The organism is Microvirga sp. ACRRW (assembly GCF_022346925.1).
GTDB lineage: Bacteria > Pseudomonadota > Alphaproteobacteria > Rhizobiales > Beijerinckiaceae > Microvirga.
The window spans coordinates 31,638-48,717 of sequence record NZ_JAKRNJ010000013.1; the positions used below are offsets into that span (position 1 = coordinate 31,638).

Below are 17,080 nucleotides of genomic sequence, written 5' to 3' on the forward strand. Positions count from 1 at the left end.
TCCGATCAACGCTGGCCGAAAAGCCGGGACAGGAGCCAGAGCGGCACCACGATCACCGCGCCATAGAGGATCCAGAGACCGACCTCCTTCACCGTATCCAGGCTGAGATCCAGAACAGAGCTGATCCAGTTGAACAGGCCCTCGATCAAACCAAGGGGCGTGATGTCGAGGAAAGCCATGAAGGCGCCGACGAGGAGCGACAGGAAGATGAGCTTGGCGAGCACCGAGCCGGGCGAGCCACCGAGGAACCGGGACAGGTTGGACATATCGTCAATCTCGTCAGAAAGCGTAACTGGACGTGCGGAGTCGCCTGTGCTTCATCGCAAGGGCTGATGATGAACGCAACCCTGCTCGAGCCCCTCATGATCGATCCAGCTCTCTTCGACCCCGCCGCTATCAGCGAGGAGATCCGCGCCCAGAACGCGGATATCGTGGCCAAGCTCGCGGCCCTTCCGGACCCCATGTCGGTGCCTCCGGCTCTTGTGCGTGAGCGCCGCCGCCAGGGCCTCGGGCCGTTTCCCCTGATGCCTTCGAGCCCGAAAGCCCAGGTCATTGAGATCGACGGGCCCGCAGGGCCGATTCCGTTGCGGATCATCGCGCCCGAGACGCCGCGCGGCGTCTATTTCCACATTCATGGTGGCGGCTGGACCTGGGGCACCTCGGACGAGCAGGACCCCTGGCTCGACCGTCTGGCGGAGCGCTGCGGCCTTGCGGTGGTGTCGGTGGAATACCGGCTCGCCCCTGAAAATCCTTATCCGGCCGGTCCTGACGATTGTGAGGCGGCGGCCCTGTGGGTCCTCCGCGAGGCGGAAAGCCGCTTCGGCACCTCCCGCCTATTCATCGGCGGCGAATCGGCTGGCGCCCATCTGTCTGCCGTGACCATCCTGCGCCTGCGCGACAGGCACGGCCTGAAGCCGTTCCGGGGCGCGAACCTCTTTGCGGGTTGCTATGACCTGAATCTGACGCCCAGCGTCCGGCACTGGGGGGCTGAGCGATTGATCCTCAACACCAACGATGTGCGGGTTTTTGCCAACAACTTCGTCGGCCATGTGGATGACCGGACCAATCCGGATATCTCGCCGCTTTACGCCGATCTGAAGGGCCTTCCGCCAGCCCTGTTCTCGGTCGGCACGAAGGACATGCTGCTCGACGACACGCTCTTCATGGCGTCGCGCTATGCGGCTTCCGGCAACAAGACCGACCTCGCCATCTGGCCGGGCGGCTGCCACGTGTTCATCCGCTTCGACAGCGCCATGAGCGAGAAGGCGCTCTCGCGGATCGACGCTTTCATCGAGGCTCTCTAAGCCTTCATCCCAAAAGAAAAGCCCTCGTCCTGAACGCCAGGGCGAGGGCTTTTGCTTGAGACGAAACTTTTAATCCGCGCTGGCCTGCGAGGGGCGTTGGGTCACGCCGATCTTGGAGGCCGCGATGACCGCCTGGGTGCGGCTGTCGACGCCGAGCTTATCGAGAATGGCCGAAACGTGGGCCTTCACGGTGGCTTCCGACACGCCGAGCTCATAGGCAATCTGCTTGTTAAGCAGGCCTTCCGACAGCATGGTCAGCACACGGACCTGCTGCGGGGTGAGGGTGCCGAGGCGTCTGACGAGATCGGCGGTCTCCACGTCCTCGGCGGCGGAGAGATCCACATCAGGTGGGGTCCAGGTATCGCCAGCGAGAACTGCTTGGATGGCGCCGCCGATGCTGTCGATGTCGATGGATTTGGGAATGAAGCCCGAGGCGCCGAAATCCATGGCTCGGCGGATCACATTTGGCTCCTCCGTGGCGGAGACGATCACGACCGGCAACTCGGGATATTGCGCCCGAAGCGACATGAGGCCCGAAAAGCCCTGCACGCCCGGCATTGTCAGGTCGAGGAGGATGAGGTCCACATCCCGTTCCTGAGAAAGGGAAGTATTGAGATCGTCCATGCCGCTGGCTTCGATCACCCGTGCCTGGGGCATGATGGAGGCGACCGACTGCCTCAGTGCGCCACGGAACAGCGGATGGTCATCTGCGATGATGATCGTGGTGTTTTGACCCTGCACTACTGCCTTCTCCCACGAGAGCTTTTGTGAGCCTTAGCCGCATCTCTCATGAAATAGCAAGGCGGCAATCAAAGACTACGCCTATTCTAGGGTAAAGTGAGCAAGATGGTATACGGTAACATACGGAATGTGGATTAAGCCCCGATCAGGTGCAAGATGACGTCGCGGCTATGCGGCTGGTCGCGATGCTCCGCTAGGTAAAGCCCCTGCCAGGTGCCGAGGGCCATCTGTCCTTCCAGCACGGGAATGCTCAAGGAAACGCCCGAAAGCACGGTGCGAATATGGGCCGGCATGTCGTCGGGGCCCTCCACAGAGTGGATATAGGCCACATCTCGAGGAGCCAGACGGTTAAAGGCCGTCATCAGGTCGAGACGAACGTCGGGATCGGCATTCTCCTGGATCAGCAGGGAGGCCGAGGTGTGGCGGCAGAAAACGGTCAGCAGCCCATGAAGAATGCCGGTGCCGAACACCCAGCGGGATACGGCTTCCGTGATCTCCACAAGCCCCTGGCCTTGTGTATCTACCAGAAGCCGCCCGTTGATCTGTTGGGTCACGCTGCCCTCGGAGAGGGTTTCCACATTCAGCATCGTCAGGCCTCCTGATTCTTGAGGGGATGAATTTCCTTTTCGCCCCGCTCCAAAATCTTTTCCAGGGTCTCGATGCGGTCAGCCTCGGCCGAGGGCTTGTCCCAGCGGATGCGGTTGATGCGGGGGAAACGCATGGCCACGCCCGATTTATGACGCGTGGAGCGCTGTAGACCCTCGAAGGCGACCTCCAGCACGAGGCCGCGATCCTTGCCGTATTCCACCTCGCGCACTGGGCCGAAACGATTAACCGTGTGATTGCGGACATAACGGTCGAGCTTCACGAGCTCTTCGTCGGTGAAGCCGTGATAGGCTTTGCCGACTGGTACCAGCTCCTCGCCATTCGGTCCGTCACGCCAGACACCGAAAGTGTAATCTGAATAGAAGGACGAGCGCTTTCCGTGGCCGCGCTGACCGTACATCATCACCGCGTCGACCAGATAAGGATCGCGCTTCCACTTGTACCAATAGCCCTTCGGGCGGCCGGGAAGGTAGGGACTGCTCGCGCGCTTGATCATGCAGCCTTCGATCGCATCCGCGTCGGGGCCTGCGCCGATTGAAGCCGGATTGGCGCGGGCAGTCGCGAGATCATCCCATGTCTCGAACGTCACCATGGGAGATAGATCTATGCGCGGATCGTCGATGCGCGCGACGAGTTCTTCAAGACGTTTTCGGCGCTCGCGGAGCGGACGGTCGCGCAGATCCTCGTCCCCTTCGGTGAGAATGTCATAGACGCGCAGGTGCGCGGGAAATTCCGCGATGAGTTTTGGCGTCACGGCTTTGCGGTTGAGGCGTTGCTGTAGCACGTTGAAGCTCTGGACGAGCCCGTCGCGCACGATCAGCAATTCGCCGTCGATGGCGCCTTCGAAATTCAGGGCTTCCACGAGATCGGGGAATGCGCGGGAAACATCCTCGCCCGTGCGCGAATAGATGCGGCGCACCGGGCGTCCATGACTATCCTGGCCAGAGACGGCTTGCAGGCGAATGCCGTCCCATTTCCATTCGGCGAGAAAATCCGATGCATCAAGCTTTTCAAAATCCTCGTCCTCAAGCGGATGCGACAGCATCGGCGGACGAAACGGCGCGGGGTTGCTGGATTCGGGCTTGGAGCCACGCCCCTCGACCCAGGCGAAGAGATCTTCATAAGGCGCGTCCAGCCCGTGCCAAATCAGCTCGACCTCATCGGCTTCAAACCCTCCGAGCTGCGCCACCGCAGTTTTCGCCAATCGCGCCGAAACACCCACGCGAAGCTCGCGCGTGATGAGCTTCAACAAAGCCCAACGTCCTGTCTCATCGAGCGCATTGAGCCAACCCGCGACCTTCGCAGGCAGGTCGCTTTTGCTCGTGGTCGCAAGCGTCTCCACCACCTCCGTCAAGGTCGGTACGTGAGGCGGCGGATTGTTATGGCCGATGGTCGGTGCGTCACCATCGGCAGGTGCAACGCTCTCATGTCCCGGCGCAGGCCAGATCAGCGCTACCGTTTCCGCGAGATCGCCCACATAGTGATAGGACATGCGGAAGAGTTCCGGGTCGGTGCGCTCTTCCACGAGACCACGGATCAGGCCGGGCTTCGCCTCCTTGAACATCAGGGCATTCGTCATGGCCGCCAGCGCATAACCGCGCTCGGGATCGGGCGTGTGGCGGAAGTAATCCATGATGAGCCGCAGCTTCGCATTGCGGCGCGGCTCGTAAGAGAGACGGTCGAGGAGAGCGGCGAAGCGGTTCATGCCTCGTCTCCTGCGGGGGCTGCTTCTTCCACCTCACCCTCGTCGCCATAACCCAGCATATGCAGTGGACGCGCCTTGATGCCGTGCGTGGTGCACCAATGGACGAGTGCATCCTCCTGGCCGTGTGTGACCCAGACTTCGCCTGCGCCGGTTTCCTGGATCGTGCGGCACAAATCGTCCCAATCGGAATGGTCGGAGATCACGAGCGGCAGCTCCACGCCCTTCTGTCGGGCTCGCGCCCGCACGCGCATCCAGCCGGAGGCGAAGCACGTGACGGGATCGGGAAAGCGGCGCGACCAGAGATCCTGGATGGAAGAGGGCGGGCAGATGACGATGGCTCCTCCGAGCTTCGAGCGTTCGGATGCGGCAACCTTCGGCGTTTCGCCTAAAGGAATGCCCTCGGATTTGTAGAAATCCGTCAGCCGCTCCATGGCTCCATGCAGATAGATCGGCAGGTCATATCCTTCCTCCCGCAGCAGGGCCATGACCCGTTGCGCCTTGCCGAGCGCATACGCGCCGACGATGTGCGTGCGCTCTGGAAAGAGTGCGACGGAATCCATGAGCTTGCGCACTTCTTCGCGCGTATCGGGATGACGGAAGACGGGCAGGCCGAAGGTGGCCTCCGTGATGAAGATATCGCAGGGCACCAGTTCGTAGGGCAGGCAGGTGGGATCTCCCGCGCGCTTGTAATCGCCCGAGACCACGACGCGGGTTCCGCCTGCTTCGATGGCGATCTGCGCCGAACCCAAGACATGTCCTGCGGGCGTGAAGCGCACGGTCACATCGCCGAGCTTCATGCTCTCGCCGAGGGCCGCTTCCTGTGTGCGCACGGCAAAATCCTCGCCATAGCGCACCGCCATGATAAGCAATGTCTCCCGGGTGGCGAGCACCGCCTTGTGACCGGAACGGGCATGGTCGGAATGGCCATGGGTGATGAGCGCCCGTTTCACGGGCCGGACCGGATCGATATGGAAGTCGCCGAGGGGACAATAGAGCCCTTGCGGGGTCTGGGTGAGGATGTCGGTGGAGCGCAACGCCATGGTAAGAATATAGGGTGTCCAGGCTTAAATCCGAGTCGCATTGACAGGTTCCCATCTCTGCCTCATGGCAAAGCTATGTCATTGACTTCCTCCTTCCGTTCCTCCGGCGATGTCCTGGCCGACCGCCGCTATGAATATGCCAGCGCAGCTTTCGAAGAGCGCGATTTCGATGCCGCCGCCGATCTGGCGCGGCAGGTGTTGGAGCTTACCCCCAATTTCGCTCCCGCCCAGGCCATGCTGGGCCGTTCGGCTGCCGAACTCGGAATACACGACGAGGCCGTTCAGGCCCTCACCCGAGCCTTGGCGCTGGAACCCGAGGATGCCTTGGGCGTGCGCCTCGATCTCGTCCGTCTTGGCGCGCTGCCAGCCGAAGAGGCGATGACCGATACTTATGTGCGGGCGCTATTCGACGAGTACGCGCCCAAATTCGATCAGCACCTCACCAAGAGCCTGGCCTATCGCGGGCCCGAACTGATCGCCGATGCGCTTCGGCGCGCCTGTTCCAAGGATACCCGCGACTACCGGTTCGGTCTGGCGCTTGATCTCGGATGTGGAACGGGGCTGATGGGGCAGGTTCTCGAAGGGTTGTGTGAAGCCCTTGTCGGCGTCGATCTCTCACCGCGCATGCTGGACAAGGCGGAAAAGACGAAGCTCTATGACGAGCTGCATGAAGGAGAACTTATTTCCTTCCTGAAAACACGCGGGGAGGCGGAGGCCGATCTGGTCGTCGCGGCAGATGTGTTCGTCTACATGGCGGCGCTCGATGAAACCTTCCGCGAAGCGCATCGGGTGCTGAAGCGTAAAGGGCTCTTTGCCTTCACGGTGCAGGCGCATGAAGGCGAAGGCTTCGCTCTTGGAAGCGATGCGCGCTATGCGCATGGCGCAAGCTATCTGGGTAAGCTTGCCGAGGATAATGGTTTTGCGGCCATTGTCTTCGAGCGCGTATCGACCCGGGAAGATCGCGGCGTACCGGTTCCCGGGTTTCTTGTGGTGTTGCGGCGCTAAAGTTTAAGCCACAGGCGTCGACGGGTGCGGCGCATTTTCGTAGCAGCCGACAACCGATTGATCGAAGTCAATGATCGAGCCCGTCATCATGCCGGATTCCGTGCTTGTGAGGAACGCGACCGCGCGGGCGACTTCCCTCGGGTCGAGCAGGCGGCCGAAAGGCTGTTCCTTCTCGGCCTTCTCGAGCCATCCGTCCTCAGCGCCGTGATAGAGCCGCACGATCCTGTCCTCGCCCGGCGTGTTCATCCAGCCGATATTGAGGCCGTTCACGCGGATGCGCCAGGGCATGAGGCTGAAGGCGGCGTTTTTCGTGAGTGTCGCAAGCGCGCCCTTCGAGCCGCAATAGGCTGAGATAAAGGGCTGGCCGCCATGAGCGGACATGGACAGGATGTTAACCATCGCGCCTTCGATCTTCTCGCGGCGCATGATCTTGGCAGCGTCCTGCATGAGAAAGAACGGCGCGCGCACGTTGACCGCGAACATGCGGTCGAAGAGTTCGGGACTCGTGTCGAAGATCGTGCCGCGGTCGGTGATGCCGGCGGCATTGACCAGCACATCGACGCGTCCGAACGCGCTGTCGGCGCGGGCGACAACTTGTCGTGTGTCGTCCATGTTCGAGAGGTCGGCTTTCACGAATTCCGTGCGGCAGCCCTGCGCCGTGATGTCCCGCGCAACGGCTTCGCCCTTTTCCGTATTCCGCCCGCAAATGACGAGCCCGGCAGCGCCTCGCTCGGCGAGGGTGCGGGCGATAGTCTCTCCAAGGCCTTGGGTGCCGCCTGTGACCACGGCGATGGCGTTTTTGAACTGGGTTGGTTGGCTCATGGCGTTTCCCTTTATGATTGTTCAGCTGAGGCATGCTGAAGGCATCATGAGAGGAATGGCAAGCCGGCAAAGAATTGAGTTCACACCCCAAATCGGCCTGCGGTGGTGAAACTCTTCCTCGCCTCCTATCTTAGGATAGCATGTCCAAAGCGTTCGTATCCCTTCTCCCCAAAACCTTCCGGGACTGGTTCAAGAGCCGAGGCTGGAAGCCCCGTGAGCATCAGCTGGAGCTTCTCGCCAAGGCGAAGGCAGGCCGCTCCGTGCTGCTCGTGGCGCCCACAGGCGCGGGCAAGACGTTGGCTGGCTTTTTGCCAAGCTTAGCGGAACTGGCGGAACGTGGTCCGAGCCGGGGGACGGCCAAGGACAAGCGCGGGATTCACACCCTCTACATCTCTCCCTTGAAGGCGCTCGCCACGGACATCGCACGGAACCTCGAGGCTCCGGTGCAGGAAATGGGCCTGCCGATCCGCATCGAGACGCGCACGGGCGACACGCCGTCCCACAAGCGCGCCCGGCAGATTGAGCGCCCTCCAGACATCCTTCTGACGACGCCCGAGCAGCTCGCGCTCCTGCTCGCCCATCGCGAGGCGACGGATTTCTTCAAGGATTTGCGCCGCGTCGTTCTTGACGAGCTGCATTCGCTGGTGACGTCGAAGCGCGGGGATCTGCTGTCGCTCGGGCTCGCGCGGCTAATGAGCCTTGCTCCGCAGGCCACCGCCGTCGGTTTGTCCGCGACCGTGCGCGAGCCGGACGATCTGCGGCGGTATCTCGTGCCGCAGCGAGCTTCCTCCACCTTCCCCCTGAAGGGGGAGGTCGCGCCGGAGGCGCGGGAGGGGGTGGGAAGCGCGACTTCTGAGGCCGAGACGCTGCCACCCCACCCCGGATCGCTCACGCGCTCCGACCCTCCCCCTCAAGGGGAGGGTGAAGAATGGGGACCTACTAACCTCGCCGATCTCGTCGTTGTGAAAGGCGGAGCGCAGCCCGACATCCGCATGCTCGAACTGGACGAGCGCCTGCCACTCGCCGGGCACACGGCATCTCTCTCGATGCCGGTGATCTATGATCTGATCAAGGACCACAAGACCACGCTCGTTTTCGTCAACACGCGTCTGCAAGCGGAATACACGTTCCAGGAGCTATGGAAACTCAATGACGATGGTCTTGCCATCGCGCTTCATCACGGCTCCCTCGATGTCGCGCAGCGCCGCCGCGTGGAGGAGGCGATGGCGGAGGGAAAGCTGAAGGCCGTGGTGTGTACCGCAACCCTCGATCTCGGCATCGACTGGGGCGATGTGGATCTCGTGGTGAACGTAGGCGCACCGAAAGGCGCCTCCCGCATCATGCAACGCATCGGCCGCTCCAATCATCGCATGGACGAGCCGTCGCAGGCTTATCTCGTGCCCGCCAACCGTTTCGAGATTCTGGAATGCCGTGCGGCGTTGGATGCCGTGCATGAAGCGGCGCAGGATACGCCGGATGCCCGTATCGGTGCGCTCGATGTGCTCTGCCAGCACATTCTCGGCATGGCCTGCGCCGATCCGTTCAAGCTCGAAGATCTTTACGAGGAAATACGCTCGGCAGCACCCTATGCGGATCTGACATGGGAGGATTACGAGGCTTGCGTGGCCTTCGTCGCGACGGGAGGCTACGCTCTTCGTGCATACGAGCGCTTCGCCAAGATCGTGAAGGGCAACGATGGGCTGTGGCGCGTGCGCGACGGCAAGATCGCGCAGCAATACCGCTTGAATGTCGGCACCATCGTCGAATCCACCATGATCAAGGTGCGCCTCGGCAAGGCATCGCGCTCCCGCCCCGGAACGGTGCTGCCGCGTGGGCGCATTCTCGGCGAGATCGAGGAATATTTCGCGGAGACGCTGACGCCAGGCGATACCTTTCTCTTCGCGGGCGAGGTGCTGCGGTTCGAGGGCATCGCGGAAGACGAGGTGCTGGTGACACGCGCGGCTTCCGGCACGGACCCGATGATCCCGTCCTACGAGGGCGGCAAGTTTCCGCTTTCCACCTTCCTCGCTGCCCGCGTGCGCGAAATCCTGGCCGATCCCTTCGAATGGGATCGCCTGCCGCCGCAGATGACCGAATGGCTTTTGCAGCAGCGCCGCCGCTCCATCGTGCCGGGCGCGCGCGATCTTCTTGTCGAGACGTTTCCGCGCGGCAACCGCTTCTACATGACCTGCTTTCCCTTCGAGGGGAGGCTCGCGCACCAGACCCTGGGCATGTTGCTCACGCGACGCATGGAACGAGCGAAGCTGAAGCCGCTGGGCTTCGTCGCCAACGATTACGGCATCGCTGTCTATACGTCGGGCGACATCGCCGCACTCGCGATGCGCGATCCGGGTTTCCTCGATGAGCTGTTCTCGGAGGACATGCTGGGCGACGACCTGGAGGATTGGCTCGCCGAATCCGCCCTCATGAAACGCACCTTCCGCCAATGCGCCGTGATTGCCGGGCTGATCGAGCGCAAGTTTCCGGGGGAGAAGAAGACCGGCAGGCAGGTCACGATCTCCACCGATCTCGTCTATGACGTGTTGCGCAAGCATGAGCCAGACCACGTGCTGCTTCGCGCCGCGCGAGCTGATGCGGCAACTGGACTCCTGGACGTGAAGCGCCTCGGCATGATGCTTGAGCGCATCCGGGGGCGAATCATTCACAAGCCGCTCGACCGGGTTTCTCCTTTGAGCGTGTCCGTCATGCTGGAGATCGGTCGCGAGCGCGTTTATAGCGACAATGCGGACGAGATTCTGGCCGAGGCGGAAGCAGCGCTTCTCGACGAGGCTTTGGCGTGACGGCATTGCGGAAGAACAAAGAGACAACGCACGAAATCGAGCTGGCGGGGCAGCTGGCGCTCCTGGATCTTTCCGGGGGCATGTACCTGCCTGCGCACGATGCTCTGCTTGTGGCCGACCTGCATTTCGAGAAGGGGTCCTCCTTCGCGCGCCGCGGCATGATGCTGCCGCCCTACGACACGCGCGAGACCCTGAGCGCCCTGTCCGATGTGGTGTCGCGCTTCAACCCGCGTGTCGTCATCGCGCTGGGCGACAGCTTCCACGATATCGGCGGGCCCGAGCGGCTCGGCGATGAAGAGCGCTCGACCCTGACGAATGCTCAGGCCGGCCGCGACTGGATCTGGGTGACGGGCAATCACGACCGCATCCTGCCGGACAGCATCGGCGGGCAGGTGGTGGAGGAGATGAATCTCGGCTCCCTCACCCTGCGCCACGAACCGGAGTCGGGCGCGCAGACGGAGATCGCAGGCCACCTGCATCCGGTGGGTAAGGTGGTGATGCGAGGCCGTGCCACACGCCGCCGCTGCTTCCTGACCGACGGCAATCGCTGCGTCATGCCCGCGCTCGGCGCCTATGCGGGTGGCCTCAATGCCTGCGATGCGGCCTTCAAGCCGCTCTTCCCGAAAGGCTTCACCGCACACCTAATCGGCACGGAACGCATCTTCGCGATTGCGAAGTCTATGCTCTGCCGGGATTGATGGTTTAGTCCCGCCTGAAGATCATGTTGGCGAGCCAGCCGAAGAAGATCGCGATCAATGCGGTGGCGAGACCGTAGAACAGGGACCAGTCGCGGGCGACGGAGCCCACCTGTTCCTCGAAGCCCGTCTTGACCAGCTCGAAATGGGTGATCGTGCTCGCCAGGATCACCGTGTCGGCGAAGAGGGTCACTTCCACGTTGTATTCGCCAGGCGGGGCTGTTGCGGGGAGGGGGATGCTCGCCCGAAAGAGGTTGGGCGTCAGGAAAGTTACCCCGCGCTCGTCCTCGAGATAGAGCCCCTCCTGCGCCTTCAGGCGATAGAGCGCCTCGCGGAAGTCCCTGTCCGCTCCTTCCCCGCGCTCGTTGGTGAAGGTGGGAGAGTTGATGATGGCTCGAAGGCCAATCCTCTGGCGCTGGCGCAGCTGAATGCTGGTGATCTCGTCGATAGCCCGTGAGGTCAGGACGCTCAGATAGGCAGGGGCCTGCGGAAACTTCTGCTGCTCCTGATTGATCCAGACCGGGCCGACGCGTTGCCTCTCACGCACCACCAGGAACTGGCGTGGGCCACGAACGGTGACGACCACGTCGTAGCCCGTGGCGCGGGCGACCGTCTGCGCATCGCGCTCGATGGCGCCGAAAACGGCAATCGATGTCCCGGTATAGTTCGAGTTGATGAGGACACGGTGGTTCGACAGGGACGTGATCAGGGTCTCCGCCGAGGCGGAACTCATCGAGACCAATGCGGCCAGGAGGAACCAGAGCGCTCTCACTCGCGCAGCTCCTGCACCGTGATCGAGAAGGGCTCCTCCGGCTGGACGACGAGTTCGAGTGCAAAGCGCAGGCCCACCGCCAGCAGCAGGATGGCCAGCAGGAAGCGGAACAGTTCCGCTCTCAGGTTCCGGCCCATGCGCGCACCGAATTGGGCGCCGAACACGCCGCCGATGATCAGCAGGATCGCCAGCACCATGTCCACGGCCTGGTTCGTCACAGCGTGAAGAATGAGGGCGACGAGGGTCGTGCAGACGATCTGAAGTTGGGATGTTCCCACCACCACATTGGTGGGAACACGGAAGATATAAAGAAGCGCAGGCACCACGATGAAGCCGCCGCCGATGCCGAGGAGCGCGCCAGCGAAGCCGATGAAGAGCGAGAGCAGCAGGATCGGGATTACACTCACATAGAGCTTGGAGCGATAGAAGCGCATCCGCAGCGGCCAACCGAGATAGGCCGCGTGCTCGCCCGCCTGCCGCCGCAGGCGCACGGTGCCGCCTTTCCGCTTCGTCCAGAATTCTCGGATGCTCTCTTTCAGCATCAGGCTGCCGACCACGGTGAAAAGGGTGACGTAGGAAACGACGATCACGAGGTCGAGCTGGCCCGCTCTTCGGGCGGCTGCGAAAAACCAGACGCCGAGCGCGGAGCCGACAAAGCCTCCCGCGACCAGGATCGCGCCGAGCTTGTGGTCGAGCGCATCGCGCCGGATCGCGCCGAGCACGCTGGTGGTGGAAGAGGCGACGATCTGGGCCGATTGGGTGGCTACGGCCACGGCCGGGGGAATGCCGAGGAAGATTAGGAGCGGGGTCATCAAGAAGCCGCCGCCGATGCCGAAGAGGCCTGAAATGAACCCGACCGCCGCACCCATCCCGAGGATGAGCAGAACGCTCACAGGCATTTCAGCGATCGGCAGATAAATTTGCAATCCGGGTCCCCCTGGCCCGAGCAGCCATGGTTTTTACAGCGATGCGTGGAGCGATTTAAAGGACAAGCGATGAACGTAAGCTGACCGCTTTGGTTCAATCATCAGCTTTTGCTTCCTTGAGGCTGCTCCAAGATCGCCGTCTGTCCGCTGGCCGGGATGGGCTCTGCATTGGCTGTCGGGTCGACTGGGCGGGGATGCCACTGCTCAAGGGCGGATTGCACAGTCTTCATCTCGGTGGCGCTGAGGCGTCCGGCAAGCTCGTCGCGTTTCTTGGCGGCGTCCTGATCGCCCTGCGCGGCGGCGAGGGCGAACCACTTGTAAGCCTTGGCCGGATCCGCCTTGGTGCCGATTCCGCGGGTGAGGAGAACGCCCATGTTGAACTGGCTGTCCTTGAGGCCGGACTCGGCCGCCTCGTTGTACCAGCGGAGGGCTGACACATAATCCGGCTTGCCGTTCGAGCCCGAGGCCAGAAGGGTGGCGAGGTTGTGCATGGCACGGATATTGCCGCCCTGCGCCGCCCGCTCGTACCACATGGCGGCCTGCTTGGGATCGCGTGGGGTGCCGATACCCTTCTCCAGGATCATGGCGAGCCTTTCCTGAGCCGGAGGCAACCCGGCCTGGGCAGCGCGCTCGTAGAAATGGATCGCGAGCGGCATGTCCTGCGGAATGCCGCGCCCTTCGGCAGCGCGGGCGGCGATGTCGTAGATCGCTGTCGCGTCGCCTGCCTGAGCAGCCTGGCGGAGCGCGGCTGGAACCATAGCCGGGATCTCGCCCACCGTCGCGGGGTCAATGAGGAATTTCGGAGCAATGCTCGTCAATGGCGCGGCAGGTGTCGTTAGGCTTGACGGCTGGAAGAGGTCGGTCCTGTCGGAGGTCTCCGTAATGCTTCCGGTCTGCGCGGCATCCCCTTGAGGCGCCGCTTTGACGAGAGGCACTGGGTCCGCTTCCGAAGCTTCGCCAATCTTGAACAGCGTCAGCGGGGAAGGAACGAGACCGCTGGACATCACCTGCGCCGTTCCTGTCGCCAGGATCACGAGGCCGAGACCGATGAGCAACGAGCGGCGATGTGCATCGAGGCTTTTGCGGATGCGCTCCATGAGAGAAGCTGGAGCACAGGTCGCGACTTCATCCGCATCGGGCACTTCGATAGGATCGGTGGTCTCTTCGTCGTCAGTAGGGGAAATCTGATCCGCTTGCGCGGCGCGGCGGGCGGCAGCGATGAAGCCTGCGCGCACATTGCTGAGTTCTGTTTCATCGATGGCGGGCGCGGTCACGACGATCTCGGATGCCTTCTCCGCATCGCCGGGACGAAGTGTTGCGACCTCTTCGATCTGTGACAGGGTGACCGCGTGCAGGCGGCGCACCGCTGCTTCCAGCCGGTCAGCCGGTGGCATCTCTTCAGGCGATGCGCTGAGGATCGCCTGGGAAATTGCGCCGGTCTGCGGCGCTGCCGCTGCGCCCTGCTCGGGGAAGCGGGACACGAGCGTCTCCAGGGCGCTGTGGACGGCATGCAGCGTTTCCTGCGTTTTCTTGTCGGCACGGCTCTGCAGAGCCTTCAGCTCCACGAAGCCCTGCTTCAAGGCATCGAGATCGTCGGCGTCCGGCAGGTTCGGCTGCAGATCCTTCAAGGCCGCCTTCGCAGCGCGCTCCGCGATGCCGGCCGCGTCGTTCTGAAGATTGCGCAGATGGCTCGTGGTTTCATCGAGCACTTTCTGCAAGGGCTCGTCGGATTTCTGTGCCAGCCGTTCCGCGAGCGAAGCGATCTGATGCTCAAGCGCGTCCAGGCTCAAGGGCTTGAGCGGAACGCGGTCGAGCTTCTCGTCGATATTGCGCAGCATGTGCTGCATGGACGATGTGTCCGCTTTCTCCCCGACCTGACGCAGCTCCTCCTCGATCTTGTCGAAGCGCTTCAACAGCGGTTCCTGCGAGGGAGCTTCCTTGTCGGCGACGGCCTGAACCTGCGCGGAGAGGCGCTCGATCATGGCGTTGAGCGCATCGTTCTGCTGAAAGCGGTTTTCCGAGACCGTCGCCATGCGCTCGGTCAAAAGCGCCAGCTGCTCGGTGATCGGATCGAGATCCATGGGTTCCGGCGCGGGACGGCTCGTCAAGGCCGCGAGATCGCGGCTCATGCTGTCGAGGCGCGCGGGCACGTCGCTCGCTTCCTGCGCGGCGACGGTTTTGTCGAGAGCGGCGCAAACGCTCTCGAGCGAGGTCTTGAGCGCGGAGAAATCGTTGCGTCCGACCTGATGGATGCGCAGATCGGCGATCTGGCGCCCGAGCGCGGTCACTTCCTCGGACATCCGCTCGATCAGGCGCGGCTCGGCGCGCTGGGAGAGGTCGTGACGCATGTCCACGATCTGGCTGCTGAGGAAGTCGATCACGGTGCGGTCGACACCCGTCTCGGCCATCCGCTCGATCCTGATCTTCAACTGATCGATCTCGCCGCCGATGCGTCCGTGCAGGCCCTCGTTCACGTCTGCCGAAAGGGCCTGGATCTGGCGATAGACCGCTGCTGTGGACTGGGCGAGGATAAGAAGATCCTTGCTGGCTCCGCCTTGGCCCATGTCCTTGGCAATGTCTTTGAGGGCATTGTCGAGGGACGCGATTTCTTCCCGCGTCGCGAGACTGTCCATGCTTGCGCGAAGGCGCTCGATCTCGGCGCTGATCGTACCGACGGCGGGCATCCAGGTTTTGTCGGGCTGGGCCTGCCGCTCGACTGAGTCGAGGCGGCCCTTCAGGGTGGAAAGAGCCTGCGAAAGAGCAGTCGCCATGCGGTCCTGCTGGCCTGCCGAGGTACGGGCGGTCTCGTTCAGGCGCTCCTCGGTCTGCTCGATCCAGCTCGCCATGGATTCAAGGGCGATCGCGGTGCGTGAGGCATGGTCCTGGGCCTGGCGCTCGCTCTCGACTGAGACGGCGGACATGAGGGCTTCGAAGGTCCGCTCCAGCTCCGGGCGGGACGCTTGGGAAGGCCTGCGCTCGGAGGCAAGGGATATCTGAGGAGAGGGCGCGGGCTTCTCGTCCTTTGCCGCCAGAACGGCTGCCGCCCATTCCTCAAGGCTCATTCCGGCCTGACGGGCGGCGGCTTTCGCCATCTCGCGGACGTTAAGGTCCAGCTCGTCGAGGTTCGAAAGGACGGTTCGTCTCATGGCCGCGCTCGCGGGGGAATACACTGAACACTCGGCCAGCTGAAGGCCCCCTGCCTCACGCCCGCCGTGGCGGCCCGGAACCTAGGATTGAGGCGAATCACTTGGCCTCTAGGTCAGCCCGACCGACGGCGCAGCTTTCGACGATCGTAGTAAAAAAGCCGTTAAGCGCTGGGAGGTTAGCAGGAAGAGCCCTCTCTGAACGGGCAGTTTTCCCTTAGGTAGCGGTCAAGAAAAAGCGCTTTGCTTTGCTTATCGCTGATACGTGCTCGCAAGCACTTGCAACCAACATATTGTATGTTCTATCATAACGTTACGAATAGAGGTGCTGGGGCACCATATCAAAACGAAGAAAAGACGGGGGCATTTAATGAACCAAGATCTAGCTGGTTCCAATCCTAATGAAGTGGGTGAGGGCGCGAAGTTTTACACGATCGGGGATCTTGCCCGTGAGTTCGGAGTGACCCTGCGCACCTTGCGTTTCTATGAGGATCGCGGCCTTCTCTCGCCCCGTCGTGACGGCACCGCCCGCATCTACGATGCCCGCGACCGTGAACGCCTGTCGGTCATCCTGAAGGGTAAGCAGCTTGGCTTCACCCTCACCGAGATCCGCGCCATGCTCGCCGAAGAGCGTTCGGCGAATGGCCAGGCCATGAACCTCAAGCTCTCCCTCGATCAGGTTGAAGACCAGATCCGCCATCTTGAGCAGCAGAAGATCGAGATCGAGGAAGCGCTTCAGGAGCTGAAGGCGCGCCGCTCCAGCCTGGCTGCCGCAGCCTAAGAGCATTACTCCAGTTTCATGAAGCGCCTGGATGGCCTCGGGAGTTCCCGGCGCCCTCCGGGCGCTTTCTTTTTCAGGATACGGTTTTCCTGGCCGCGGAGCCTTAAGCCCGCGACGGTGAGGGCTGAGGCCAATGTGCCATCCTGAAGGCCTGGCCGAAAATTCATTGATGCCCCCTCCTGCATCATCACGGGCCTCGTGCTGATGATCCCGATAGGTTGATGCGCAGCGCTCATCCAATCGGGATGGCCGGGACACGCCCGGCCATGACGGAAAAGGGGGGCGATTTATCGGCCAGAGGCTCAGGTCGACCCGCAGGCGAGGGGGTACGACCGGGCGCAGCGCCATTATTCCCTTCCACTCCGCTGCGCTGACGACACGCTGCACATCAGCGCCGGCTTTGTGCCGTGAGCGTGGTCAGATGGAGCCCGGCGCTTTTCTTTATCGAGATGGTCTGATGATCCCGAGACGAGTCCAGGGCGGTCATAATGTAATGGGCGCCAGACAAACGTAGATCCAAAGGTTGTCAAAGAGCGCGCGGGCGAAAGCATACGGGAGCGACCTCGCGAGCTGATGGCTGCGAGGTTTTGGTGTCGAGGGAGGCGCGAGGAGGCGTCCGGCTCGATTGTTGAGTGTGTGAAGAACCCGACGGCTCCTCGCGCACGGTTCTTTTAGGCGTACACCGTGTCTTTCAACGATGGGCCTCCCGCCGACAGGTTTGCGAAACCTGACACAGGAC

At 62.6% G+C, this 17,080-nt stretch carries 14 protein-coding genes; 5 read left to right on the forward strand and 9 right to left on the reverse strand.

What is annotated here, in order from left to right:
- Positions 1-5: 5 nt before the first annotated feature.
- Positions 6-266, reverse strand: a complete 261-nt coding sequence (locus tag MHY87_RS18185; protein WP_239353988.1) for a DUF6460 domain-containing protein — start codon at positions 264-266, stop codon at positions 6-8.
- Between the two features lie 96 nt (positions 267-362).
- Here MHY87_RS18185 and MHY87_RS18190 point away from each other — a divergent pair, with 96 nt between their 5' ends.
- Complete coding sequence (locus MHY87_RS18190) at positions 363-1,304, forward strand: alpha/beta hydrolase (RefSeq protein ID WP_239354002.1); 942 nt, start codon at positions 363-365, stop codon at positions 1,302-1,304.
- A 69-nt stretch (positions 1,305-1,373) separates the two neighbouring features.
- Here MHY87_RS18190 and MHY87_RS18195 read toward each other — a convergent pair whose 3' ends face one another.
- From MHY87_RS18195 to MHY87_RS18210, 4 genes are all read right to left on the reverse strand, one after another.
- Positions 1,374-2,045 (reverse strand): response regulator transcription factor, encoded by a 672-nt coding sequence (locus tag MHY87_RS18195; RefSeq protein WP_239353989.1) that lies wholly within the window; start codon positions 2,043-2,045, stop codon positions 1,374-1,376.
- Between the two features lie 134 nt (positions 2,046-2,179).
- On the reverse strand, positions 2,180-2,632 hold the full coding sequence (locus tag MHY87_RS18200; RefSeq protein WP_239353990.1) for a secondary thiamine-phosphate synthase enzyme YjbQ: 453 nt from the start codon (positions 2,630-2,632) through the stop codon (positions 2,180-2,182).
- Between the two features lie 2 nt (positions 2,633-2,634).
- Positions 2,635-4,356, reverse strand: a complete 1,722-nt coding sequence (locus tag MHY87_RS18205) for a cisplatin damage response ATP-dependent DNA ligase (RefSeq protein ID WP_239353991.1) — start codon at positions 4,354-4,356, stop codon at positions 2,635-2,637.
- The gene (locus MHY87_RS18210) at positions 4,353-5,396 is read right to left on the reverse strand and encodes a ligase-associated DNA damage response exonuclease (protein ID WP_239353992.1); all 1,044 of its coding nucleotides are present in this window, start codon (positions 5,394-5,396) and stop codon (positions 4,353-4,355) included. Before MHY87_RS18210 ends, MHY87_RS18205 begins: the two co-directional genes overlap by 4 nt.
- Positions 5,397-5,471: 75 nt before the next feature.
- On the opposite strand from MHY87_RS18210, the gene MHY87_RS18215 reads away from it, so the two are divergent.
- The gene (locus MHY87_RS18215; RefSeq protein ID WP_239353993.1) at positions 5,472-6,401 is read left to right on the forward strand and encodes a methyltransferase domain-containing protein; all 930 of its coding nucleotides are present in this window, start codon (positions 5,472-5,474) and stop codon (positions 6,399-6,401) included.
- Positions 6,402-6,404: 3 nt separating this feature from the next.
- Here MHY87_RS18215 and MHY87_RS18220 read toward each other — a convergent pair whose 3' ends face one another.
- Positions 6,405-7,223: an SDR family oxidoreductase gene (locus MHY87_RS18220; RefSeq protein ID WP_239353994.1), complete on the reverse strand. Its 819-nt coding sequence runs from the start codon at positions 7,221-7,223 to the stop codon at positions 6,405-6,407.
- 140 nt (positions 7,224-7,363) lie between these two features.
- On the opposite strand from MHY87_RS18220, the gene MHY87_RS18225 reads away from it, so the two are divergent.
- Both MHY87_RS18225 and pdeM read left to right on the forward strand, forming a co-directional pair.
- Entirely contained in the window at positions 7,364-10,024 is a 2,661-nt protein-coding gene (locus MHY87_RS18225; RefSeq protein WP_239353995.1) for a ligase-associated DNA damage response DEXH box helicase, read from the forward strand.
- Positions 10,021-10,722 (forward strand): ligase-associated DNA damage response endonuclease PdeM, encoded by a 702-nt coding sequence (gene pdeM / locus MHY87_RS18230; protein ID WP_239353996.1) that lies wholly within the window; start codon positions 10,021-10,023, stop codon positions 10,720-10,722. The genes MHY87_RS18225 and pdeM overlap by 4 nt, the downstream gene beginning before the upstream one ends.
- Positions 10,723-10,726: 4 nt before the next feature.
- On the opposite strand, the gene MHY87_RS18235 is transcribed toward pdeM, so the two are convergent.
- The 3 genes from MHY87_RS18235 to MHY87_RS18245 all read right to left on the reverse strand — a co-directional run bounded on the left by MHY87_RS18235 (position 10,727) and on the right by MHY87_RS18245 (position 15,563).
- Positions 10,727-11,491: a TIGR02186 family protein gene (locus tag MHY87_RS18235; protein WP_239353997.1), complete on the reverse strand. Its 765-nt coding sequence runs from the start codon at positions 11,489-11,491 to the stop codon at positions 10,727-10,729.
- Positions 11,488-12,417: a sulfite exporter TauE/SafE family protein gene (locus tag MHY87_RS18240; protein WP_239353998.1), complete on the reverse strand. Its 930-nt coding sequence runs from the start codon at positions 12,415-12,417 to the stop codon at positions 11,488-11,490. Before MHY87_RS18240 ends, MHY87_RS18235 begins: the two co-directional genes overlap by 4 nt.
- Before the next feature lie 101 nt (positions 12,418-12,518).
- Entirely contained in the window at positions 12,519-15,563 is a 3,045-nt protein-coding gene (locus MHY87_RS18245) for a hypothetical protein (RefSeq protein ID WP_239353999.1), read from the reverse strand.
- Positions 15,564-15,930: 367 nt separating this feature from the next.
- Between MHY87_RS18245 and MHY87_RS18250 the strand changes: the two genes are divergently transcribed.
- Entirely contained in the window at positions 15,931-16,341 is a 411-nt protein-coding gene (locus MHY87_RS18250) for a MerR family DNA-binding transcriptional regulator (protein ID WP_239354000.1), read from the forward strand.
- Positions 16,342-17,080 lie beyond the last annotated feature (739 nt).

What these genes read in the sequence shown, in the direction of transcription:
- MHY87_RS18245 (WP_239353999.1), bottom strand. Translation starts at nt 15,563, where the DNA reads ATGAGACGAACCGTCCTTTCGAACCTCGACGAGCTGGACCTTAACGTC.
- MHY87_RS18185 (WP_239353988.1), bottom strand. Translation starts at nt 266, where the DNA reads ATGTCCAACCTGTCCCGGTTCCTCGGTGGCTCGCCCGGCTCGGTGCTC.
- MHY87_RS18200 (WP_239353990.1), bottom strand. Translation starts at nt 2,632, where the DNA reads ATGCTGAATGTGGAAACCCTCTCCGAGGGCAGCGTGACCCAACAGATC.
- MHY87_RS18190 (WP_239354002.1), top strand. Translation starts at nt 363, where the DNA reads ATGATCGATCCAGCTCTCTTCGACCCCGCCGCTATCAGCGAGGAGATC.
- MHY87_RS18205 (WP_239353991.1), bottom strand. Translation starts at nt 4,356, where the DNA reads ATGAACCGCTTCGCCGCTCTCCTCGACCGTCTCTCTTACGAGCCGCGC.
- MHY87_RS18225 (WP_239353995.1), top strand. Translation starts at nt 7,364, where the DNA reads ATGTCCAAAGCGTTCGTATCCCTTCTCCCCAAAACCTTCCGGGACTGG.
- MHY87_RS18250 (WP_239354000.1), top strand. Translation starts at nt 15,931, where the DNA reads ATGAACCAAGATCTAGCTGGTTCCAATCCTAATGAAGTGGGTGAGGGC.
- MHY87_RS18215 (WP_239353993.1), top strand. Translation starts at nt 5,472, where the DNA reads ATGTCATTGACTTCCTCCTTCCGTTCCTCCGGCGATGTCCTGGCCGAC.
- MHY87_RS18210 (WP_239353992.1), bottom strand. Translation starts at nt 5,396, where the DNA reads ATGGCGTTGCGCTCCACCGACATCCTCACCCAGACCCCGCAAGGGCTC.
- MHY87_RS18220 (WP_239353994.1), bottom strand. Translation starts at nt 7,223, where the DNA reads ATGAGCCAACCAACCCAGTTCAAAAACGCCATCGCCGTGGTCACAGGC.